Raw genomic sequence first — 22,911 nt, 5'->3', positions numbered from 1 at the left:
CAAAAAATTATGCATTACAAGTTTTAACGGCATATAATTATATTATGAATACACCAGATCTGATTACAATTATAGGCAATTTCAGCCGTTCTTTGTACCCGGTGCAGCATTTAATCAGTGGACTTGCGTACATACTGGGCATTTTATTTTTTTGGACTGCTATTTCCAAACTTAAAAAAATCGGAGATCACCGAGCACAATCATCATCGCAGGAAAAGATGTATACCCCTATGATGTACTTAGTATTTGGCGCGGCACTCCTGTATTTACCTACTGCCTTAGATGTTATGGCCAATACAACCTTTGGCGTTGGTAATATTTTAACTTATACTTCCTATAGTCCCTTAAATATATTCAGTTCTATGGGCTTATTGATTCAAACAGCAGGGGTATTATGGTTTGTTCGTGGGAGTGTATTGGTTGCACAGTCCAGTCAACCAGGGACCCAGCATGGGCCTAAAGGCTTGGTATTTATAATTGCTGGGGTATTGGCAATGAATTTCGATAATACCATCGCCATGCTAAATTACGTAGTGAGTTCTATGGCTCGTTGGACTATGGCAATCACAGCCAGTCAAGGATATTAATCGTTTCTAACTTTCTTCCCCACAGATTCTAAGGTTGTTAGCTTTGGCAAAATCAATAATGGATTGATACAACAAAGGACTTGATTCTTTAAGTTTGGGATCAAGTAAAACGCATTGATATCCCTCACTATTTACACTGGGTCGTAATAGGGGTGAATAATGAATGCGGCTGTTTTTAAAGCTTGCTAGCGAACCACTCATTCGCTCAGCCCAGTCGCTGGGTCGAAAAGTTTTTCCTTGGTCAGTTATTCCCTCTATAATAATGGTCTTATTTTTCGGTGTAGCCATAGCTTTTTATGCAATATAAATACAGTGTGATAAGTATACCATCATATGCTAGATGCTGTACCGTAATTTATTCATTTTTTACAGAAATAAATTTGTGTTAAATTTGGTTTTCAAAAGTAATTTTTATCCCTATTATGTCAACATATTCTATTTGGCATTTTTTTGAAGGTTATTAAGAATGGAAAAAGATAGTCATTCTGGTATTTATTTGTTGCCTAATTTGTTTACAACGGCCAGCTTATTTGCAGCATTTTATTCCCTTGTTGCATCAATGAAAGGGCAATTTGAAGCCTCTATCATTGCTATATTTATTGGTATGATTGCCGATGGTTTGGATGGGCGAATTGCTCGCTTAACTCATACACAGACTGAATTTGGTGCTGAATATGACAGTTTATCCGATATGGTGACATTTGGCGTTGCGCCTTCATTATTGGTATATAATTTAATTTTAAGTCAGTTGGGAAAAGTAGGCTGGCTTGTTGCGTTCGTATATACAGCCGCTGTTGCTTTACGATTAGCGCGTTTTAATACCCAGCTTGAGACAGCAGATAAACGATACTTCCAGGGATTACCTTGTCCACCAGCCGCTGCTGTGATGGCTTCCTTTGCTTGGTTATGCTATCAAAATGAATGGCAGAATATGTTTGTTTCTCTATTAACAGCCATTTTATCATTAGTTGTTTCAGGCTTAATGGTGTCCAACTTTCGCTATTACAGTTTTAAAGAAGTGGATTTTAAGGGAAAAGTTCCATTTCTTTACGTCTTAGTGATGATTATTTTGTTTGTAGCCATTGCAGCAAATCCTTCGTTGGTTTTATTTGTTGGTTTTACCATTTATGCATTATCTGGCTTGCTTATGACTTTACTGGCGTTGCAAAAAATGAGAAAGCAAAGGAAGAACTCGGAGAAATAAAGCAATTCAAAATAAACTTACAAAAAAATTCAATGAATATTTTTAGGATTGATTTTCAGAAAGGATCATTATTTCAATCCTGTTTACTCACCTTCGCCAAAATAATTATTAATTAGATGCGTTAAGGCCTCATTCATTTGTACTTCATCGGGGCCTTCTATTTCCATAATGAGTTCACTCCCTTTATTGGCTGCAAGCATCATGACCCCCATAATGCTTTTTCCATTAACGGTTTGTGAGTTGCTGGTTACATCAATTTGGCTTTGGTATTTTGCTGCGGTAGAAACAAATTTTGCCGAAGCGCGTGCATGTAAGCCCAACTTATTAATTATTTTAATCTTAGTTTTAATCATAGCGCCCACAATGTACCACGAATTAAGTAATAAGTGTAGCTGAGTGCCGTCAAGTGGAGTCTAGAAGAATAAGGAGACACCTCTCTGTTCTCAAGCATACTTCGATTAGGGACTGATTACATTTGACTAGCTTGGCCAAATTGTCCTTATTTTTCAATTAGTCCACTTTGGCTCAAGCTAGCAAATGCAAACGGCCTTTATTTCTTAATCATGGTGTTTCTGACTTTTTTCTTTATGTTTGAGCAGTTGACGTTCCAGTTTATCAATTAAAGCATCAATTGCAGCATATAAATCTTCAGATTCTGAAGTTGCATGCAGTTCAACTTTGTTTACGTGAACCGTTGCTTCAGCAATTTGGCGTAGTTTTTCTACATTGAATACTACATTAATGGATTTGATTTGATCAAAGTGACGCTCAAGCTTATCGAATTTTTCTTCGGTAAATGCTCTGAGGGCGGGAGTAACATCAATATGATGTCCAGTGATGTTAATTAACATAAAAAAATCTCCGAGTTACATAGAATCATGATGAAATCATGATCCTTAATTAATTACAAATAATTTTTCGTTCATTAGATGGAGCAATTCCCATTGCTTCACGATATTTTGCTACGGTTCGTCTTGCTACTTTGATACCCTGTTCTTCCAATAATTGGGTAATTTTACTGTCACTTAATGGTTTTTTTCTATTCTCCGCGGAAATTAATTTTTTTATCACAGCACGTATTGCAGTAGAGGAGCATTCATCTCCTGCATTTGTGTTGACATGGCTTGAGAAAAAGTATTTAAGTTCAAATACTCCTCGGGGTGTATGGATAAATTTTTGTGTAGTGACACGAGAGATTGTCGATTCATGCATATCCAGAGCAGAAGCAATGTCATTGAGAATCAATGGTTTCATTGCTTCTTCACCATATTCGAGAAATCCTTGCTGATATTCCATAATACATTTGGCTACTTTAAGGAGCGTTTCCTGACGGCTTTGGATACTTTTTAAAAACCAACGTGCTTCTTGTAGGTTATTTTTCAAGAACTGATTGTCTGCACTATTATCAGCGCGTTGAATCAAAGAGGCATATTGGTTATTAATACTTAAATTAGGAAGCACGCTTTGGTTGAGTTGAACCTTCCATTTATGGTTAACTTTTTTAACAGTTAAGTCCGGAATAATGTATTCAGTAATGTCTTCATGAATCAAATTACCAGGCTTAGGGTTTAATCCTTGAATGGTCTTTAATACTTCATCAACCGTTTTTTCAGTAATCTGATGATTTTTCATTAATTGCTTATAATTGTGCTGGGCTAGCAACTCGATGTTTTCTGTAATAATTTTTTTGGTTAGAGCTAAATATTCACCATCCAATGGAAGTTGTTCTAGCTGCACAAGTAGTGTTTCTGCGAGATTTACAGAGGCACAACCCACAGGGTCAAATAATTGCAAACGATGACGTACTGCTTCTATTTCATCTAAATCCAGTGGATGTTCCTCGCTGGTAAGACTTGTATGCAACTCCGTAAGGCTCATTGTTAGAAAGCCATCGCTATTTACTGCATCAATGATAGCTGTTGCGATCGCCCTATCCACATCACTCATAGGCGAAAGTTCCAGTTGCCATCTTAGATGGTCTTGTAAGTTGGTCGTTGTGCAATGTAAGTTATCAAAATTATAGTCATTTTCTTCAAAAGCAGAGCGTTTATTTGAGCTTTGGTAAAGTTCTGACCATTGAAAGTCATATGACTCATCATTATCTTGTTGTTTTACTTCCGCCGTTTCAAATCCCTCTTTATCTTCGCTGGGAGTGGCTTCAAGCATTGGATTTGATTCAACAATGAGTTGGATTTCTTGCTGTAAATCGAATGTTGAGAGTTGTAACAGTCTTATTGCTTGTTGTAACTGTGGGGTTAGTGTTAAATGCTGGCCAATGCTTAGTTGCAATGATGGTTTCATGCAAATCCTCTTTGTATTCATTGCTATTTACTATCAGTTTAAACGATTCGTAAGGATTATCCAGTATCTACTACGTTAATTTAGAAAATAACCGATGAAAAAACGGCACTTAATAACTGGGTTGCAGTAATAAAATACAAAGCTTGGGTCTCAGGTACTGTTTGCTTGAGCAAACATACTGAAATAAATGAATTGCTATGATGGTGGAGAATTGGCGTTGCCTAAAATAAATAAAAGCCCCATAAGCTATGGGGCTTAAATCATTATTTTACTTTTTTCTCTTTAAAAAGAACATGCTTACGTACTTTAGGATCGTACATCATAAGCTCCATCTTTTCAGGATGGTTTCTTGGGTTTTTAGTTGTAGTTTTATAGTATCCAGTTCCTGCTGTGGATTCCATTTTCACTTTGATAGTGACGGCTGCCATGGTTTATCCCCTTAGTTATACTTTTTCGCCTTCAGCTCTGAGTTTATCCAGAACTGCTTTAATACCTAACTTGTCTACAATACGCATACCTTTGGTGCTAAGTTTTAATGTGACAAATCGTTTTTCTTCTTCAACCCAGAAACTATGATTCTGAATATTCGGCAGAAAGCGTCTTTTAGTTTTGTTGTTAGCGTGCGACACTTTATGACCAGTCATGGGTCGCTTGCCAGTTACCTGACATACTCTAGACATTGTGTTACTCCAAAATAGGTTTTAATTTGCTTGTCTTTGTAAAATTCTGGGCAAATAGCCGGATGTGAAATACAAGAGCGGTTTTATATCAAAAAAATGCATTAGTTGCAAGATTTTTGTAAAAACATATAATTCAGGCTTTGACAAAATATGAGTGCAATTTATGCAACGCAAGATAAAAAGTTATGTCTTAAGGGCTGGTAGGGTGAGCAATCGGCAACGTCAAGGATTAGATCTTTGGTTTAAAAATTATGAGCTTACTGTGGGTGGAAGTCCATGGAATTTGGCAGAAGAGTTTCACCGTGTTGCAGATACAGTTGTTGAAATAGGTTTTGGCATGGGTGCCTCATTGTTAACTATGGCTCAAAATAATCCGGAAATTAATTATATAGGAATAGAGGTGCATCAGGCTGGCGTCGGTAGTTTGGCTGCTGATTTGCATGAATCTCAATTATCTAATGTACGTATCGTTGCTCATGATGCTGTTGAAGTATTTCGCACACAATTGTTGGACAATTCAATTGCAGGTGTACAAATTTTTTTCCCAGATCCATGGCATAAAAAACGCCATCATAAAAGACGTTTAATTCAGAACGAATTTATTCAATTATTAACAACAAAAATAAAGCCTGGAGGGTTTATCCATTGTGCAACGGATTGGCAAGATTATGCGGAACATATGTTAGATGTTTTATCCACAGAGCCTTCTTTGCAGAATACTCAAAAAGAAGGAGGATATTCACCTAGGCCTTTATCGCGCCCACTTACAAAATTTGAGCTTCGTGGCGAACGCTTGGGGCATGGGGTTTGGGATTTAATTTTTACTAAAATTGGATGAGGACCCTTGCTTAAATTCACAAAGCTTTTTTTTGAAAAATTGATGAATTTGTAGAAATTTTAACTATCCTTTTGATCTTCTATTGTCCAATGTGTAATATGAATCCGGATGGAACATTACAAAGGACGTAATATGGAATTTATCACTGAAATAAATGCAGCTATAAAATCAGGGTTGAAAGGATTTAACGAGTTCATTGAGCAAAAGCTGCAAGTAGACACCAATTATCTTGAGCATCCATTTTGGATGGCAGAAGGTGCTCAAGTAACCGTTTTGAATTATTTGATTCAACTACACCAGAGAAAAAAAAGAGATTCTGTTGATGAGAAGCGACCTTCTGATCTCACTGAATTTATTGATCTGGTCCTTGGCAAGATTCAGAATAAAAATATTGGCCAGCCTTTGCACCAAGCAATTGCTTTAGGTAAGGTGCGGTTAGCTCTTCATCTTTTGGAGTCTCATAATTTTGATATCAATCAACGTGATGAAGAGGGACGCACGCTCTTGTCTTTGGCATTGCCTACTAAAAACCGTCAATTATTGGAAAAAATCTTAGTCGCTAAACCTGATGTTAATGCGCCAACACGACTTACAGAAGGTCGTATTCCCTCTCAACCCTTGCATCAAGCCATAGCACTTGATTTTACTTCAGGAGTAATAAATTTAGTAAGAAGCGGTGCAGATGTGACAAATCCTTTAGGCACGATGAAAGAAACTCCACTGCAATTGGCTGCACGGCAAGGCAAGATTAAGGCGCTTGAAGCCTTATTAGAAGAGGCCCCAGTAGAAAAACTGAAGCTTGAGGCGGAAAATAATAAATGTTCTGAAGATAAGAAAACAGGTGAGAATGCAATTGAAGCTCTTTGTAAGCAGTTGAATCATAATCGGCACAACAAAGATTTACTGCGGGGGGTTGCAATGTTGCTTTGTCGTGGTGCTGAACCACCACGAAGTGAAGCACTCTGTCAATTATTAGCCGATAAACGTAGTGAGTTGCTCAAAGAGATCGATCGCTATCTGGATACTCGCCCCGAATTAGTGGATCCTTTTGTGAACCGATGCCATTTAAATGACAGTGCATTGTATAAAATAATTTATGTGGATCATTCTTGGGGAAGTACTTTACGCCAGCTTTTCGGTAGGCCAAGTGAGGCAGCCTTTGTTATAGAGCGGTTAGTTACTCGCAAATACAGCCGTCGACCGGAAGGGAGTATAGCAGCCTCTATATTGCCAACAGTCGCGGCAGTACCATTAAAAGAAAATGAGCCTCCATTTAAACTTTATGCGGAATTTGTACGACGTTATAACGAAGCTTATGAGAATCAAAAAATTCCCAATCCTTGGAGTACCATGCGTTGGATGATTGCTGAGGGAAAATGTAATTGGGAGACCGTAAAAGAATATGCTCGTACCCATAAAGGAACTAGAACGCAGATTATTTATGATGATATGTTTAAGACCTTGCCGAAAATGGAGATGCATGAACAAATTGAGAGTTCAGTTGTAGACGTTGAAAACAGGCTTAGCTCTATTGAAGTTAAGTAATAAACCAATTTTAATTACAGTTGCATATTTTCTCTGTAGAGATAGGAACCACAATAAGAGTTTAGAGGAGACTATCTCTCTAATTAAATAATAAATGGATGTCATGTATGCATTGAATTAAAATTAGTAGTTAATCGTAGTCTTAATATATTTTTGGGGTGTAGTCATTATGAATATTAGTTTATTACTTTTAATGATGATTTGTTTTATTGGTATGATTAGTCCAGGGCCAGATTTTATACTTGTCACAAAAAACGCTTTTTTTTACCCCAAACGACAGGCTTTGGCAACGGCCTTTGGTATTGTCACTGGATGTCTTTTTCATGCAACTTATTGTATTTTGGGATTGGCATTTATTATCACTCAAAGTATTGTCCTTTATACCACTATAAAATATATCGGCGCATGTTATTTAATTTATCTTGGATTAAAAGGTCTAAAATCCAAACATTCTGCAACAATATCTCAAGAGCAGGCTTCCATAAAAAATATAACGATTTCAAAAGCTTATATTGAAGGTGTTTTGTGTAATGCTTTAAATCCAAAACTTGCAGTTTTTCTCCTGAGCTTGTTTACCCAATTTGTCTCAATTAATGCATCAATGGGTGATAAGGCTTTAGTCGCTGGAGTATTTGTTACTGAGTCTGCTTTTTATTGGCCTTTATTAGTTTTATTTCTGCAATCTAATAAAGTTCGAGTGGTATTTGCTAATTTTCAAGCTGTTTTGAGTCGTTTGTTTGGTGGTTTATTGGTTTATATAGGAATTCGAGTGATGTTGAGCGCGGATTAGTTGTTTTATGAGGAATACAATGTTGAAAACAGCATTAGGTTTAAAAAAAACAGAGTTGGATACCCCTTGCTTAGTAATTGATAAAAATATTCTACAATCCAATTTAGCAACCATGAGAACACATTCTATTGAGAATAAAGTTAATGTCCGACCGCATTGTAAAACTCATAAGTGTTCCAAATTAGCTCAGTTACAAATTGAATACGGAGCAATAGGTGTCAGTGTTGCAAAAATTTCTGAAGCGGAAGTTCTTATTCGGAATGGAATATCCAACGTACTGATCACGTCTCCAATAGTCACGAGCAATAAGATTTCTAGGCTTATCTCCTGTTTGGAACACGCTCCTTCTACTTTAATAGTTGTAGATAATAAGGAAAATCTTGCCGCTTTAAATGAAGCTGGTGCACGCAGTAAGAAGATGATTCATGTACTCGTGGATGTCGATCCAGGAATAGGACGTACCGGGGTTAAACCAGAATATGCCTTAAATTTTGCGTTAGAAATGAAGCAATTTCCTTGGTTAAACTTGATGGGAATTCAATGTTATGCAGGTAATTTACAGCATATATCTTCCTTTAATGAACGCAAAATTAAATCATTGCAAACAATGCAAATGGCAAGTGACCTTGTAAAACGTTTTAGAAAAAATGGTCTTAATTGCCCAATATTAACAGGAAGTGGAACAGGAACTTATGATATTGATGTTGAGGCAACAGAAGTAACTGAGGTTCAACCGGGTTCTTATACGGTTATGGATGTTCAATATACTTCTATTGGTTCTCAAAGCAACCCGGAGCAATTTAATACATTCAAACCGGCACTGACACTTTTGACTACAGTCATCAGCAATAACAGAACTGAGCATGTTACCGTCGATGCAGGGACGAAATCCATTTATGTCGATCAATACAAACCTAAAATTATTAGTCATCAGGGTTTGGAATATGATTGGGGGGGATTTGGTGATGAACATGGAAAGATTACCGCTGTAAATGGCACTCAATTACCCCCATATGGTGACGTTTTAGAACTGGTGGTCCCTCATTGCGATCCCACAATTAATTTATTTGATCAATTTTTTATTACTGAACATGATATTGTAGTTGATATTTGGAATATTGATCTTAGAGGAAAATGTCAGTAGTTTCTCAAAAACTTGAACGATTTTTGTAATAGAACCAAAGCGATACATTAACTACCTTAATTAGACTTTGTCGCATGAAAAGGCATAGTATCTGAACAATAAAGAATTCAGATTGAGCTAATTCCATCGTGAAAACTTGCTTAAACTTCATATACCCCATAGAATTCTAGTTTTCTTAGAATTGGCCAGGAGAGTAGTACATGGGGTGGAATGAGCCAGATAAAGGCAAAGATCCCTGGAAGGGTAAAAATCAGCCTCCAGATTTAGATGAAGCTCTTAAACGTGTTCATGACAAATTGAAGAAGATTCTATTCGGAGGAGCTGCTAAAATGAACAATGAGCCTTCCAAAAAATCAAATAGCGGGCTAGTGACTTTAATCGTTGTCTCGATTGCGTTTATTCTCTGGGTACTTTCTGGCATTTTTATCGTTGATCCTGCTGAGCAAGCGGTTATTCTTCGTTTTGGTAAATATGTAGAAACTGTGGGGTCCGGACCTCATTGGATACCAAGAATTATTTCTTCTAAAATCATTATGAATGTGGATAGGGTGTTGGATTATTCCTATTCTGGGCAAATGCTTACTCGAGATGAAAATTTGGTTTCCGTGTCTTTAGCCGTGCAATACCGTATTGGTGATCTGGAGGATTACTTATTTAATGTTGCCAATCCCGAAGAAAGTTTGCAGCAAGCGACCTCAAGTGCTCTAAGGCAAGTAGTGGGAACAACTACATTAGATCAAATGATTACGGAAGGTCGTGAAGTTTGGGGCAATCAAGTTCAAGATACTTTGGCAAAAACATTGGATCTTTATAAAACGGGTATTTCGATCGTGAACGTATCACCTCAGCCCGCACGTGCACCTGAGAGTGTTCAAGATGCGTTCGATGACGCGATTAAAGCACAAGAAGATGAAAAACGTTTTAAAGAACAAGCCTATGCCTATGCAGCTAAAGTAGTACCGATTGCTGAAGGGAGGGCAAGCCGTATCCTGCAAGAAGCCGAAGCTTATTCCAAACAGGTTGTATTGAATGCCCAGGGAGAGGTTTCTGAGTTCTTAGCTTTGCTCCCTCAATATACCGCGGCCCCTAATATTACGGCGGAACGTATGTATTTAGAGACAATGCAAAAAGTATTAAGCAAGAGCAGTAAGATCATTGTTGATAGCAAATCCAGTAATTTATTGTATCTACCTTTAGATAAATTATTTGAAAAGCCTGCCGGTTTTCGAAATGTCTCCGCCAAAAATGGTAAAACGGAGCGAGATGACATCGGTGAGACAGAGAATTTAATCGATGATCGTGAGTTTACTAGACCTGTTTATCGACAAGGGAGAGATTAACAATGAAAACTACTGCTAGAACCCTTGGCATCTTGATCTTCGTACTCTTGTTATTTTTATTGACCAGCGTATTTACTATCACCGAAGGACAGCAAGGTATTCTTTTGCGTTTAGGTCGTCTGGTCGATGATAAGTTGACTAATAAAGTTAAAGTATTGAATCCTGGATTGCATTTTAAAATACCATTTATCGAAAATGTACGCATTTTTGATACGCGTATTCAAACTATGGATATCAAATCGACTCGTATTGTCACCAAGGAAAAAAAGGATGTAATGGTTGATTATTATGTTAAATGGCAGATTACTGATTTGGCCCAATACTTTAAGTCAACCGGTGGCAGTGAATTTAAAGCGGAAACATTATTGGAGCAACAATTAAATACATTATTACGTGCTCAGTTTGGTAAACGTACCATTCCAGAAGTAGTTTCGGGTGGTCGTGACGATTTAATGGAATTGTTGCGTAAAGCGGCTCAAAAACAAGCTGGCGGGCTAGGCATAATTGTGGTGGATGTCCGCATTAAAGGAATAGAGCTACCGGCCAATACCAGCAATGCGATTTATCAACGCATGCGTGCTGATATGCAAAAAATAGCGAATAGGCATCGCGCTGATGGTCAAGCAGCTGCTGAGGAAATAAAAGCTAAAGCAGACGCTAATGTTATGGTCTTATTGGCGAAGACTCGCAGTAATGCGCAGAAAATAAGAGCAATTGGACAAGCACAAGCTGCATCAATCTATGCGGATGCATACAATAAAAATAAAGATTTTTTCTCTTTATATCGTAGCTTACTTGCATATGAAGGGAGTTTTAATAGCAAAAGGGATATTTTGGTATTGGATCAAAGTAATGCATTTTTCGATTATTTTAAGGAAGCCATACCAAAAAATGATGGTGTACCTGCTAAAAAGTAACTATAATGTTGAGTTTTGGTAACTATTCATCCTAGAGCAAAATTGTGGATAACATCCACATATGAGTACAGGTTGAATAAAAACATTCTGAAAAAGCACAATGACCTTGTGAGTATTTTCAGAATGTTTTTTATTTAAGATGCCTCCAATGTGGAATCAGCCTGGGGGAGGAGTAGTTACAAATTTTGTTGAAATTGAGTCCAAGTGTGTTCTCAATTTAGAGCGGCGAATAGCATTTTGCAAATTAAGAGTAGATCATGGGTAAAAACGTTGTTGTTTTAGGAACGCAGTGGGGCGATGAAGGCAAAGGTAAAATTGTCGATTTATTAACTCAAGATGCGCAGGTTGTTGTTCGTTATCAAGGCGGTCATAATGCAGGCCATACCTTAAAAATTAATGGGGTGAAAACGGTTCTACGTCTCATTCCTTCCGGTATGCTGCGACCCAATGTAATGTGTTACATTGCAAATGGAGTGGTTCTGGCGCCTGATGCACTTTTGAGTGAAATTAAAGAACTTGAAAACAGTGGAGTTGATGTTCGTTCTCGCTTACGGATTAGCATGGCATGTCCTTTAATCCTCCCATGTCATGTGGCTATGGATAAAGCACGCGAAGCACATATGGGGAATGCTGCGATTGGTACTACTGGCCGTGGTATAGGACCAGCGTACGAAGACAAGGTAGCTCGTCGCGCTCTAAAGGTTAGTGATTTATTTCACCCTGAGCGGTTCGAAAAAAAATTAGCAGACCTTTTAGATTACTACAATTTTGTTTTGACACAATATTTCAAACAGCCTGCTGTAGCGATGCAACCCATATTAGATTCTGCTTTGCATTGGGCTGAGGAATTACGTCCCATGGTATGTGATGTTTCTGCTTGTTTGCATGAACATAGAGAAAATGGGGATAATATTTTATTTGAAGGAGCCCAAGGGGTCTATCTTGATATTGACCATGGTACTTATCCTTTTGTTACTTCTTCAAACACGTGTGTGGGCTCAGTAATTAATGGTGCAGGATTTGGTCCTAAATACCTTGATTATGTTTTAGGCATTACAAAAGCGTATACTACACGTGTTGGTGGTGGTCCATTTCCGACCGAGCTTTTCGATGACGTAGGTAAACGAATCGCTGAGCGTGGCCAGGAGTTTGGGGCGGTAACCGGAAGACCTAGACGCTGTGGCTGGTTTGATGCGGTTTTATTAAAACATTCTATTGAATTGAATAGTATTACTGGATTGTGTATTACTAAGCTGGATGTTCTGGATAATTTAGAGGTATTACGCATCGCTGTTGCATATAAGGACGAAAACGGTAATTTAATTTCTCGTCCACCTCAATCAGCGGCTGATTTTCAAGGTTTAGAGCCAGTTTATGAAGAAATGCCCGGTTGGGAAGAGTCTACGGCCGATATCACGAACATCAGTGATTTGCCTGCCAATGCCATTGCTTATTTGAATAGAATAGAAAATCTTCTCAAAGTTCCTATTGATATATTATCAACAGGTCCAGAACGTGACTCGACGATTATTTTACGCAGTCCATTTAAAGCTTAATTGTCCTTGGCTATACAAAAAGCCAGGCATTGTTTCTAAGTGCCGCGACTTGTTCGCGGTATCTAGTAGTTTAATCAGCAGCAACAGACTTCTTCATAAAAATCACATCATCTGGATGTAAATCTTCAATCAATTTAATATTCGCTTACACCTTGCTTCGTGTGTTTCAGGCTCTTTACTCCAATAAACCAATCGCTAATCTGTAATGTTTTGATAAGATTCAGAGTTCTTTGCATTGAATTGCTATATTGGAAATTTCGGTATTTAATGGATACCGCGAACAAGTCGCGGTACATAAATGAGGGATGGATTGTCAAAACACTGAGTTTCAGTCACAAGGATATAGATATTTAAAACTTATTCTCAAATGCGCGTAGTTTTTTCTCTAAATTCCATTGTAATTGCGCTTTCTCATTTGCTTTTATAAACTGCTGACAGCTTTCACTTTCTAAATCTTGGCAATCATGAGTCAAGAGAGCTTTACCTGAATCGGACCAAATGCTCTTTCCTGGTACGAATGCGTAGGTTAGGGCATTTCTATTGATTTGTTTTAAAGTTTGATAATCCAGACCATGTTCTAATACGGCTTCAACATATTGCTGAGTTAAATTGGTCCGCAATATCCCTTCATCATCAGTAGATAAAACAACTGGAACATGATGTTGGAGATAAAAATTCAGAGGGTGGTTGCGCCCTGAAATCTTTAATATTTTTAAATTGCTGATGAGATTAATTTCTACTGCCTTATGATGTTTCGCCATGAAGTTTAAGGTTTTTTCCTCATTATTTTCATGAGCAATATCTACTCCATGCCCGATTCTTTGCGCCTGACCAGTAAAAAGCGCATCATGGATGTGATAATCCAAATCTTCGGGAGCAACTATTTCTTGGCTTAATTCGCCAGCATGTAAAGCGATGTTGACTTGTGGGTAGAGCTCATGAAGATACTGGTACATTTGCATTTGTTTACGAAAATCGCGCAAAGAAATAATACCGTCCTCAGGTTGCACCAAATTAACGCCAACAAGCGCACCGTTGCTTTTTATGGATTGAGTTACGGCTTCAAAAGCATTAAGTGTTTGTGCAAAGAGATTATCTAATGATTGCTCTCTAAGCGAATAATATAAAAATTTAACTTTTATTTGGCAGGCTTTTTTTTCTGGATGTGTTTCACAGCCCAATTCGCGGCGTGTTTGTTGCAAAATTCGATTTGATTCTACCACAGTGTAGTTAATATTATTTTGAAAATCTTGATTTGCTAATAAACGCTTTCTTTTTTGATTAAACGAAGTGGTATCTTTGAGCATATCCCCAAAACTGCTAGAGTGGGCGTTATCAGGTAAAATCATTAATTCCATATATTGTTCATTTTGTTGCGCTGCGGTTTGCAATACTGCTGCTACTAACTCAGGCTGATGATCTGCAACTATAGGAATGAACTTGTCGAATGAGTTGAAAAAGTGATCATGCCCTGATTCTTTCCCTGGTACAAATTCTTTCATAGACCAACTTCTCACAGTATTTGCATAGAGTTCAGGGTGGTTAAGCAGATCCTTTGTATCAATTCCATTACATACAGAGGAAGTTTTACTAACATTCCAATTGGTTGTATTTAAGCAATAGCTATCTTTGGCTGCTAGCTCCAGCATAACCTCAGGGTAAGCTCCCCCAGCTAAGTGATAATGTAATTCACCACCCTTAGGCATACTCTTAAAAAATGCATATAATGCGTTAGGATCATTTTTTATTTGGTCGAAATGGGATTGGACATTAGCTTGTGAAAAAGAGGAAAAAAATAGACCAGCAAGGAGTGGTATTGATTTAATATAGTTCATTGTATTCGAAAATATGTCAGTTTTGTGGGAATTATCGCACAATTATTATTAAATCCCAACCATTGTATTTAGGATCTATTCATAGCAAAATGATTTTATTGTTCTTAGGGGCTGTCATATAAGCTCTCGTCACAATTATATTTCACCTATTAGTGGGGCTATAAAGTGAGGGACTGGACATGCAGGAAAGGGGGCAACACTCATTTGAATGTAATACCCTATAAAGTCTAATCAACTAGGATGATGAACATGAAACATTTTTTATCAAAATTTTATACTGTATTAGGTACTTTTTTTCTGTCGTTAATGACAGCGAGTTTTGGTAATGCGACATCAGATCTGAGTGATTCTACAAATAAAGCTAAAATGACAATCAATGTGGCTATTTATGCTCCCTTTTCTGAGAAATCTGCTTTTATTGGTAGAAATATGTTAGGAGCAATGGAAATTGCCCGGGATCAATTAAAGTCCTCAGAAATTAATTATGAGTTTTATACGCTGGATAAAATGCCCAATAATGCTAATGCAGCAAATACTTTGCAAAAATTTATAGATGCCCATCACATTAACGTAATTATGACTGAAGGAGTAGAGAGTGGGGCTTTAGTTGCACCTTTGGCAAAAAAAAATAAACTCATACACTTTTGTCTCACGGATGACTCAATAATTGCTGATGGAAAAAATAATTTTCAGGCACAAAGCCCTAATCACAAGCAAACTGCTGTTTTAACACAATCAATGAAGCCAGAGTTTATCGCGCAATTTAAACAAGAATATCTTAGCCACCCTATCAGTGAAGCCGGTTATGCTTTTGATGTATTCCATCTAATTCATAATAGTGCTTTGCTTGCAATGCAAACCCATTCTGATTTTTCCAGCCAAGCAATCGCAACACATCTCTTGGCTCTTGAGCCAGGAACAGGGGTCATGGGCGCATTTAATTTAAACAAAAATGGGGTTTCCTATAAGAAGCAGACCCTTACTGCCTAATTTTAATCTACCAATGCAGCAAGCTTCAAAAAGAAAAGGAGCCTAAGTGGCTCCTTTTTTTGATGAGAGACAAATTATCTATTAGCTAAAGCCATACCTTCCAAAACCGTCAAAGCAGCATAGAGTTGATAATCATTGTGCATTAGCTCATCCATTTGTGCCTTGAAATTTTTAGCTTTAGCTTCTTGATTACTTTTATTGATTATGTGCCCATTAAGATTTGCTTCACTGTATCCTGTAGGATCAGCAGGCTTCGCAGCAGTTTTAGGAATTTCTACTTCATTAACTACGATATCAGGCACAATTCCTTGAGCTTGAATTGAAGTTCCTGATGGGGTGTAATACAAAGCAGTAGTTAACTTGATCCCTGTTTTTTCATCTAGTGGCAAGACAGTTTGTACTGAGCCTTTACCAAAGCTTGTTGTACCAAGAATAACAGCTCGTTTGTTATCTTTCAGAGCGCCAGCTACAATTTCAGCTGCAGATGCAGAGCCGTTATTAATTAATACAACCATTGGAGCATCGTGTAAGACATCTACTCCTTTGGATAAGGCGGTAAAATCTGAACCAGGTAAACGTCCTTTAGTTGAGACAATTGTTTCTGGTTTTCCTGATTTATCTTTACCAAGGAAGGCATCAGAAACTTGAATTGCTGAATCAAGAAGTCCCCCTGGGTTGTTACGTAAATCCAGGATCAGGCCTTTTAAATTTCCACCAGATTGTTGTTTTAGCCTATCAATGGCTTGCAACATATCTTTTCCAGTTAATGCTTGGAATTGGGTTAAACGAATATAACCATATCCGGGGGCGATTATTTTGCTTTGTACACTTTTAATTAGGATAATTTCTCGCATCAAATCAAAAGTAAGCGCTTTATTAACCCCTTTACGTAAGATAGTCAATTGAATAGTACTTCCAGCTTTACCACGCATCAAATTGACTGCATCTTTAAGTGAGAGACCCTGAACGGATTCTTTTCCCAATTTAATAATGTAGTCACCAGATTTGATGCCTGCTTTAAAGGCTGGCGTATCAACGAGAGGAGTCACTACTTTTACCACTCCATCTTCCATGGTCACTTCGAGCCCCAAACCACCAAATTCACCACTAGTTGAAGTTTGTAGTTCTTTAAACTCTTCTTCATCCAAGTAACTGGAATGAGGATCCAGTCCATTGAGCATACCACGAATGGCATTATCAAAGAGTTCTTTATCATCAACAGGTTTTACATAGTATTTTTTAATTTCACCAATAGCATTGGAAAAACGTTGAACATCTTCTAAAGGAACCGCTTTCGTCGTAGAGCTTGAGGTTGTAGACGTATCTGTATTAGCCTCATCTTCAGCAAAGCTTGTGAGAGGTAACATAAGAGTAAACGCGTATACTATCGCAAGCTTGCCTGGGTATAGTTTTCTTATCAACATAGCGATCTCCTCAGATGCAAGGCCACAAAATAAGCCATCTTCTTTTATTATAATTATTGAAATGCAATTAAGGTGCCAGGGTTATCTATGACAACCAGTTAAGTGGTGGAATAGCCTTTCCCCTTAGTCTTATTTCAAAGTATAGACCGTTTTGTTTAATTCCGCCGCTATGACCAACACTTGCAATTTGTTCATTTTGGCGTACATACTGGCCCTTGCTCTTAAAGAGAGATTGATTATGAGCATACAAGGTCATAAAGCCTTGTCCGTGATCAATAATAAGCAGTAAACCATAGCCTTTAAGCCAGTCACTGAATACTACTTTCCCAGGATAAACGGCAGTGACTACTGCGCCTTCCTCGGCAAAAAATGTCACTCCTTGGTTCATTTTTCGTAGAGAGCGGCTCTGGCTGTGGATTGGAAGCGGCAATTTTTTGCGCATCTGACTAAAGGGTGTACTCGTAGGAGTAATGCTTTGTTGTGTTGCTAATGATTTGAGTAAACGTGCTAGATTTTCTTTATTTTTTCGTACCTCGCGTAAAGTGTTTTGTTTGTCTTGAATTTCATGATTCAGTGATTGAATTAGAGCGGTATGATAACTTTTATTTTGTTGCAGTTGCTGCTGATGTTGAGTAAGTTCTTTTTTTAATTGTTTATTGGCAATGAGTTCTGTTCTGAGTTTTTCTTTACTATCACTAAGGTTCGCACGAGTTTTATCAATTTTCTCGATAAGCTGTTGCCGTGATTTAACGATGTACTGATAATAAGTTAAGGTTCGACTGACTTTATTGGGATCATCCTGATTCAGTAGCAACTTAAGTGGTTGATACTCACCCATTTGATAACGAGCACGTACATGATTCGCTAATAATTGTTGTTGGGTAACCAACTGTTGATTTAATTGATTTACTTGTTCTTGTAGGTCGGTAATTTTACTTTCTTTATTCTTGATATCATCTTGAATGGAGCGTAATTTATGAATTCCTGTACCGATTTGCTTTTCAGTTTCTGACAGTTCCTTATTTAAAATACCTTGTTTATCGTGCGCTGTATTCAATGTTTTTTGGAGGCTGTTAATTTGCGCATCCAATTGTTTTAATTTATTTTGTGTTTGTACTACAGTTGATGCAGATTCTGCATACCCCCCGAAGCAAAGCAATATACTAAAGAGTAATCCAGTAAAATAAGTTGTACCATGTTCAGTAATAGGTCTTTTTTGAGCCATTATTTCAGAAGAATAGTTCTTCATTGATATGATGTCCGAATCCTGGCATTCTAATTTCTGTCCGATTGTAATTGCGCTGTCTAAGCAGTAATTTTTAACATCTGAGCGACATAAATTAAAAGAAACTGTGTCATTCCATTTATTCATGAGTATTTTTTTCTAACAATTGATGACCTGTCATTTCCGCCGGGGGAGTAATTCCGAGTAAGCCCAGCATCGTTGGCGCGATATCAATCAAGCTTCCTTCGCTTTGGGTAAAGTGCCAATTACCTCCAACGTATACTAATGGGACAGGTTCACTAGTATGAGCAGTATGTGCTTGATGCGTTGTTTCGTCAAACATTTCTTCAGCATTGCCATGATCGGAAGTAATGAGTAATTTTCCACCTTGTCTTGCCAGTGCATGCCAGACTTTACTCATGCATTGATCAAGACATTCGATTGCACGAATTGTGGCTTTAAAGTCTCCGCTATGTCCTACCATATCGGCATTGGCGTAATTACAAATAATGACATCATAATCTTGTCTATTAATTGCCTCGACCAAACGATCTGTTAATTGAGGGGCGCTCATTTCAGGTTGCAAGTCATAGGTGGCAACTTTAGGAGAGGGAATTAAAATTCGTTCTTCATTAGTAAAAATATTCTCGTTCCCTCCGTTAAAGAAAAAAGTTACGTGGGCATATTTTTCCGTTTCTGCAATGCGTAATTGACTTAAGCCATGAACTGAAAGCACTTCTCCTAAGGTATTATTTAAAGGAATAGGGGGAAAAGCTTGGGTTGTTGGTAAGTTTTTATCGTATTGGGTCATGCTGACGAAATAGGATAAATGGGGTTGCACCCTTCGATTAAATTTTTTAAACGATGGATCAATAAAAGCAGTAGTTAATTGTCGGGCTCTGTCTGCACGAAAATTAAAAAATAAAACAGTATCTCCATCTTCGATGACTTTCTTCTCACCAATAAGGGTAGGTGGGATGAATTCATCAGAAAGATTTTGTTGATAATAAGATTTTATTGCCGTTTCTGCATCCTGAAAATGATGCTTGCTATCGCCTTGGGTTAATAAAGTATAGACAGGTTCTACTCGTTCCCAGCGGTTGTCTCTGTCCATCGCATAATAGCGTCCGCTAATCGAACAAATTCGGGCTACTGGATGTGTTTTTAACTTTGCATTGAGGCGCTCTAAACTTCGTAATGCGCTTTGTGGTGGCGTATCTCGTCCATCTAAAAATAAATGTAAATATACTGAAGTAAATTTTTGCTGTGCACAAAAGTCAAGCAAAGAAAATAAATGATGTTCGTGGCTGTGGACTCCTCCTGGAGAAAATAAACCCATGAGATGTAATGATTTCCCGGTTTTTTGCAATGTGGTAATTACATCATGGAACACAGGATTATTGGCAAACTCTCCATGCTTTATGCTCTCATTTATGCGCGTGAAATCTTGTTGGATTACTCTGCCTGCGCCTATATGCATGTGTCCTACTTCTGAGTTACCCATTTGCGCGTCAGGTAAACCAACAGCAAACCCGGATGCTTCTAAAAGAATATGGGGGCAGTTTTTCCACCACTCGTCCCATTGGGGTGTGTAGGCTTGGGCAATAGCATTATGTTTATTATTTTCGTTATATCCCCAGCCATCTAAGATCATGAGCAACAATGTTGCTTTTTTTTGCATGAAGTTCTCCAGAACACAATCCAAATTTTTTGGTGGGAATTATACCTTACTTAATAAGTATTTCGTAATGCCTTCTCTCGATTTCGGTCACGTTTCTTGCAGGAATGAAATGTGCCCTGAGTTATTAATTTACTTTTTGACCTAAATTCTGATGTCGATTTAATAATTTCTTAATGTTTTGTTTATAAAATATGCCCAGTTTGTCTTGTTTTGAGTCAGATGTGATGCGGCAAACTCTTTTAATCGATAAACAATATGAACGAAAAGGAGCGATTTTAATGTTTACTAAAAACTCATCATTTAAGTTTTTTACACCAAGCTCAAAAGAAGAAAATACAGATTCATCTCAACATACCAATCTGAATGTAACGCAGCAATCGGCTGCGAAATTTTTAGATAAAGTGAAGTTGTATTCGAAATTAGATGTGAAAACAAGTCCTATACTAATGAGGCATTTATTAGGACTGTTAAAACTGAATGATTTAAAAACTCAAGACAAAGAGTTTGCGGATTTTATTGAAACACTGAGTACAACACGACTTGATTTGACGCAGCTCATCAATGCATTTCAAGAATTTATCTTGAATAATGATGAAATCTGCTCTCTTTTAGCCTACATCGAAGACAATCAATTAATTTCCCAAGAAGAAATTGAACATTCAGCAGGTACTATAGAGCTCCAGCTTCATTTATTGTGTATACTTGAAGCTTTTGTAGTGACTTTAACGAATAGTAGTCAATTTGCTGAAGATGCCTTAAAACATATTCTCAGCCATCGCAATAATCCGTTTAACAAAGGTAATACCTGGACCAATTTTTTATTCGGGGCTCCCTGGGATGCATCTTTATTCGAACGTTTAAAACTCATTTCTATTGAGCCTGGTTTTTTGCAAATTCTTTTTCAACGGGAATTGAGCGGTAAAGATGAGATAACTCAGGATGATGTAAAAAAATTTATTGAGAAATATAACTTATCCAGTTGGAATGCCTCTTCTATTATTGTTCCAAACGTTGATGAACAACCCTTATCAATTGCGCCCATGGCAATTAATATAATTGAAGCATGTCGTACAGATGTGGTTAGTCCGCGACACGAGGAGCGTGGCGGAAAAGAAAACTCAAAATCAGGATTAGGCTTAATTGGTTTAATGGAACAGTTAAATTATCCTACTGCCGCAAAGCATAAAGAATGTATTTTACCAGAGCATGTTAAAGCGCAAATGGGGGATGCAAAGGCTTATCCATTGATTCCAGGTTTGAAGATTAATGGTGCTCCTAAGATAGTTTCACAGTTCAAAGTTGATAAATTTTGGCAAGATTTATACATAAGTTGGAATGCGCGATTTGTTATTAGTAACATTGATAATATTTTCCTCATATTTAAACTCATGATCCCTTCAGTGCTTGGGGCTAAAGCGCATAATTTTAAGGAAACGAGATTACTTGCATTATTTTTTATTGGTAATTTATACCTCAGCGCTGCACCACAAAATAATCCTCTTTTTGAACCTGGCTATCAATTTGAGAATGCTGATGAGATATTGAGGCAATGGGGAATTATAAATCAGGAAAAAGCATTGTCGTTGTTACAGAAATTTACAAAAGATTCTGAAGTTATGCCCGATAAAGCGTATGAAAAAATTATTGGAGCTTACCCCACGCTGAATATGGTCAGACAGCTTGTTTTCTTTTCTCAAAGTCCAGAAAATTATCGAATGTTAGTTAAAGATAAAACTGATGAACCAGAAAAATCAATTACAGGTAAAGAGGAAGTGATATCACCCAGGTGGTAATAGGAGATAGTTTAATTAAAGAGGCATAGTTTCATATCTAAACATATAATGTCTTTAGCTATCGCCTCTTAAATTACTCTTTAAAACGGTATCCTTATATTAAACACACAAAATAATGCTTTGTGCTCATCTAATTTTCTTAAGAAGCGATTTATCATTTTGATATGTGGCTTCTTTAACAAACTCTATAGGTTGCTGTCTTACGCAGTGTCTCCTTACTCAACTGTTCCTGCTGTCAGTAGTGACATTTTTGTATTAAAGAGGTTAGACTATGCACCATTTATTATATTGGGATGAGTAGTTTGGAACAAAAAATTCCTCAGCATGTTGCCATTATTATGGATGGAAACGGTCGTTGGGCTGAAAGTCGAGGTTTACCGCGTATAGAAGGTCATAAAGCGGGTGTTGAATCAGTAAAAAAAATGATTCGTTGTTGTATGACCAAAGCTATTCCTTGTCTTAGCTTATTTGCTTTTAGTTCAGAAAATTGGTCTCGGCCTGCTGAAGAAGTTAATTTTTTAATGGAATTGTTTCTCGAGTCATTAAGAAAGGAACTTCCTGAATTGGATCAACACGGGATTCACTTACGATTTACTGGGGACCGAAGTTTACTCTCGCCTGTATTGCAAAAACAAATGCAAGAAGCAGAACTTTTGACCGCAAAAAATGAGCAATTAATTCTGAATGTGGTTGTTAATTATGGTGGTAAGTGGGATTTGGTGAATGCTGCCAAAAAAATAACCAAAGAGGTATTGAATGGTGAGTTGAAAGTAGATGATATAAATGAAACTAGTTTTGCTCGTTATCTGGACACAGTAGGATTGCCTGATCCTGATTTATTTATTCGTACCAGCGGTGAGTTACGAATTAGTAATTTTTTCCTTTGGCAGCTTGCCTATACAGAGCTTTATTTTACTGAAGTGCATTGGCCAGATTTTGGTGAGCATGAGCTTGAATTGGCCTTAGCTGCCTTTAATAAAAGAAAAAGAAGATTTGGGCAAATTTCCTAATTAACTCTAGGGTCTAATTACATTTTTAGTAAAATGTGAACTGATCCTAAC

22 protein-coding genes are annotated in these 22,911 nt (G+C 37.4%); 12 read left to right on the top strand and 10 right to left on the bottom strand.

Features of this window, described 5'->3' with window-relative positions; genetic code table 11:
- The first annotated feature begins 44 nt into the window (after window positions 1-44).
- Window positions 45-587 (top strand): type IV secretion protein IcmC, encoded by a 543-nt coding sequence (locus ACWTEW_RS36400; RefSeq protein ID WP_454782869.1) that lies wholly within the window; start codon window positions 45-47, stop codon window positions 585-587.
- Window positions 588-593: 6 nt separating this feature from the next.
- On the opposite strand, the gene ACWTEW_RS36395 is transcribed toward ACWTEW_RS36400, so the two are convergent.
- The gene (locus ACWTEW_RS36395) at window positions 594-875 is read right to left on the bottom strand and encodes a DUF3579 domain-containing protein (RefSeq protein ID WP_058466581.1); all 282 of its coding nucleotides are present in this window, start codon (window positions 873-875) and stop codon (window positions 594-596) included.
- Window positions 876-1,053: 178 nt separating this feature from the next.
- On the opposite strand from ACWTEW_RS36395, the gene pssA reads away from it, so the two are divergent.
- Window positions 1,054-1,791, top strand: coding sequence for a CDP-diacylglycerol--serine O-phosphatidyltransferase (pssA, locus tag ACWTEW_RS36390; protein ID WP_454782868.1), 738 nt, complete (start codon window positions 1,054-1,056; stop codon window positions 1,789-1,791).
- 83 nt (window positions 1,792-1,874) lie between these two features.
- Here the strand turns inward: pssA and ACWTEW_RS36385 are convergent, their stop codons facing one another.
- The 5 genes from ACWTEW_RS36385 to rpmB all read right to left on the bottom strand — a co-directional run bounded on the left by ACWTEW_RS36385 (window position 1,875) and on the right by rpmB (window position 4,772).
- Window positions 1,875-2,144 (bottom strand): HPr family phosphocarrier protein, encoded by a 270-nt coding sequence (locus tag ACWTEW_RS36385; RefSeq protein ID WP_454782867.1) that lies wholly within the window; start codon window positions 2,142-2,144, stop codon window positions 1,875-1,877.
- Window positions 2,145-2,348: 204 nt separating this feature from the next.
- The gene (hpf, locus tag ACWTEW_RS36380) at window positions 2,349-2,642 is read right to left on the bottom strand and encodes a ribosome hibernation promoting factor (protein ID WP_454782866.1); all 294 of its coding nucleotides are present in this window, start codon (window positions 2,640-2,642) and stop codon (window positions 2,349-2,351) included.
- 49 nt (window positions 2,643-2,691) lie between these two features.
- The gene (locus tag ACWTEW_RS36375; protein WP_454782865.1) at window positions 2,692-4,092 is read right to left on the bottom strand and encodes an RNA polymerase factor sigma-54; all 1,401 of its coding nucleotides are present in this window, start codon (window positions 4,090-4,092) and stop codon (window positions 2,692-2,694) included.
- 263 nt (window positions 4,093-4,355) lie between these two features.
- Window positions 4,356-4,520 (bottom strand): 50S ribosomal protein L33, encoded by a 165-nt coding sequence (gene rpmG, locus ACWTEW_RS36370; RefSeq protein WP_003635328.1) that lies wholly within the window; start codon window positions 4,518-4,520, stop codon window positions 4,356-4,358.
- 15 nt (window positions 4,521-4,535) lie between these two features.
- Window positions 4,536-4,772, bottom strand: coding sequence for a 50S ribosomal protein L28 (gene rpmB, locus ACWTEW_RS36365; protein ID WP_182391467.1), 237 nt, complete (start codon window positions 4,770-4,772; stop codon window positions 4,536-4,538).
- A gap of 163 nt (window positions 4,773-4,935) precedes the next feature.
- Between rpmB and trmB the strand changes: the two genes are divergently transcribed.
- The 7 genes from trmB to ACWTEW_RS36330 all read left to right on the top strand — a co-directional run bounded on the left by trmB (window position 4,936) and on the right by ACWTEW_RS36330 (window position 12,902).
- Window positions 4,936-5,610, top strand: coding sequence for a tRNA (guanosine(46)-N7)-methyltransferase TrmB (gene trmB / locus ACWTEW_RS36360; protein ID WP_454782864.1), 675 nt, complete (start codon window positions 4,936-4,938; stop codon window positions 5,608-5,610).
- A 132-nt stretch (window positions 5,611-5,742) separates the two neighbouring features.
- Window positions 5,743-7,155, top strand: coding sequence for a Dot/Icm T4SS effector AnkC/LegA12 (ankC, locus tag ACWTEW_RS36355; RefSeq protein ID WP_454782863.1), 1,413 nt, complete (start codon window positions 5,743-5,745; stop codon window positions 7,153-7,155).
- Between the two features lie 169 nt (window positions 7,156-7,324).
- Window positions 7,325-7,945, top strand: coding sequence for a LysE family translocator (locus ACWTEW_RS36350; RefSeq protein ID WP_454782862.1), 621 nt, complete (start codon window positions 7,325-7,327; stop codon window positions 7,943-7,945).
- Between the two features lie 19 nt (window positions 7,946-7,964).
- On the top strand, window positions 7,965-9,089 hold the full coding sequence (locus tag ACWTEW_RS36345) for a DSD1 family PLP-dependent enzyme (RefSeq protein ID WP_454782861.1): 1,125 nt from the start codon (window positions 7,965-7,967) through the stop codon (window positions 9,087-9,089).
- A 200-nt stretch (window positions 9,090-9,289) separates the two neighbouring features.
- A complete protein-coding gene (hflK, locus tag ACWTEW_RS36340) occupies window positions 9,290-10,429 on the top strand; it encodes an FtsH protease activity modulator HflK (protein WP_454782860.1) in 1,140 nt (379 codons plus the stop codon).
- Window positions 10,430-10,431: 2 nt separating this feature from the next.
- Window positions 10,432-11,346 (top strand): protease modulator HflC, encoded by a 915-nt coding sequence (hflC, locus tag ACWTEW_RS36335; protein WP_454782859.1) that lies wholly within the window; start codon window positions 10,432-10,434, stop codon window positions 11,344-11,346.
- Window positions 11,347-11,603: 257 nt separating this feature from the next.
- Window positions 11,604-12,902, top strand: a complete 1,299-nt coding sequence (locus ACWTEW_RS36330; RefSeq protein WP_454782858.1) for an adenylosuccinate synthase — start codon at window positions 11,604-11,606, stop codon at window positions 12,900-12,902.
- A gap of 350 nt (window positions 12,903-13,252) precedes the next feature.
- On the opposite strand, the gene ACWTEW_RS36325 is transcribed toward ACWTEW_RS36330, so the two are convergent.
- Window positions 13,253-14,737 carry an adenosine deaminase family protein gene (locus tag ACWTEW_RS36325; RefSeq protein ID WP_454782857.1) on the bottom strand — a complete coding sequence of 495 codons (1,485 nt, stop codon included), beginning with the start codon at window positions 14,735-14,737 and terminating at the stop codon, window positions 13,253-13,255.
- 249 nt (window positions 14,738-14,986) lie between these two features.
- Here ACWTEW_RS36325 and ACWTEW_RS36320 point away from each other — a divergent pair, with 249 nt between their 5' ends.
- The gene (locus ACWTEW_RS36320; RefSeq protein ID WP_454782856.1) at window positions 14,987-15,727 is read left to right on the top strand and encodes a branched-chain amino acid ABC transporter substrate-binding protein; all 741 of its coding nucleotides are present in this window, start codon (window positions 14,987-14,989) and stop codon (window positions 15,725-15,727) included.
- Window positions 15,728-15,801: 74 nt separating this feature from the next.
- Here ACWTEW_RS36320 and ACWTEW_RS36315 read toward each other — a convergent pair whose 3' ends face one another.
- From ACWTEW_RS36315 to gpmI, 3 genes are all read right to left on the bottom strand, one after another.
- Window positions 15,802-17,151 (bottom strand): S41 family peptidase, encoded by a 1,350-nt coding sequence (locus tag ACWTEW_RS36315; protein WP_454782855.1) that lies wholly within the window; start codon window positions 17,149-17,151, stop codon window positions 15,802-15,804.
- Between the two features lie 85 nt (window positions 17,152-17,236).
- Window positions 17,237-18,523 carry a murein hydrolase activator EnvC family protein gene (locus ACWTEW_RS36310; RefSeq protein WP_454782854.1) on the bottom strand — a complete coding sequence of 429 codons (1,287 nt, stop codon included), beginning with the start codon at window positions 18,521-18,523 and terminating at the stop codon, window positions 17,237-17,239.
- Window positions 18,516-20,057, bottom strand: coding sequence for a 2,3-bisphosphoglycerate-independent phosphoglycerate mutase (gene gpmI / locus ACWTEW_RS36305; protein WP_454782853.1), 1,542 nt, complete (start codon window positions 20,055-20,057; stop codon window positions 18,516-18,518). Before gpmI ends, ACWTEW_RS36310 begins: the two co-directional genes overlap by 8 nt.
- A 278-nt stretch (window positions 20,058-20,335) precedes the next feature.
- On the opposite strand from gpmI, the gene ACWTEW_RS36300 reads away from it, so the two are divergent.
- Together ACWTEW_RS36300 and ACWTEW_RS36295 are read left to right on the top strand one after the other, a co-directional pair.
- Window positions 20,336-21,850, top strand: coding sequence for a symporter (locus ACWTEW_RS36300; RefSeq protein ID WP_454782852.1), 1,515 nt, complete (start codon window positions 20,336-20,338; stop codon window positions 21,848-21,850).
- A 302-nt stretch (window positions 21,851-22,152) separates the two neighbouring features.
- The gene (locus tag ACWTEW_RS36295; protein WP_454782851.1) at window positions 22,153-22,860 is read left to right on the top strand and encodes an isoprenyl transferase; all 708 of its coding nucleotides are present in this window, start codon (window positions 22,153-22,155) and stop codon (window positions 22,858-22,860) included.
- The last annotated feature ends 51 nt before the right edge of the window (window positions 22,861-22,911 follow it).

The sequence above is a fragment of the Legionella stuttgartensis genome (assembly GCF_977063405.2).
This window is presented reverse-complemented; position numbering and strand designations above follow the sequence as displayed.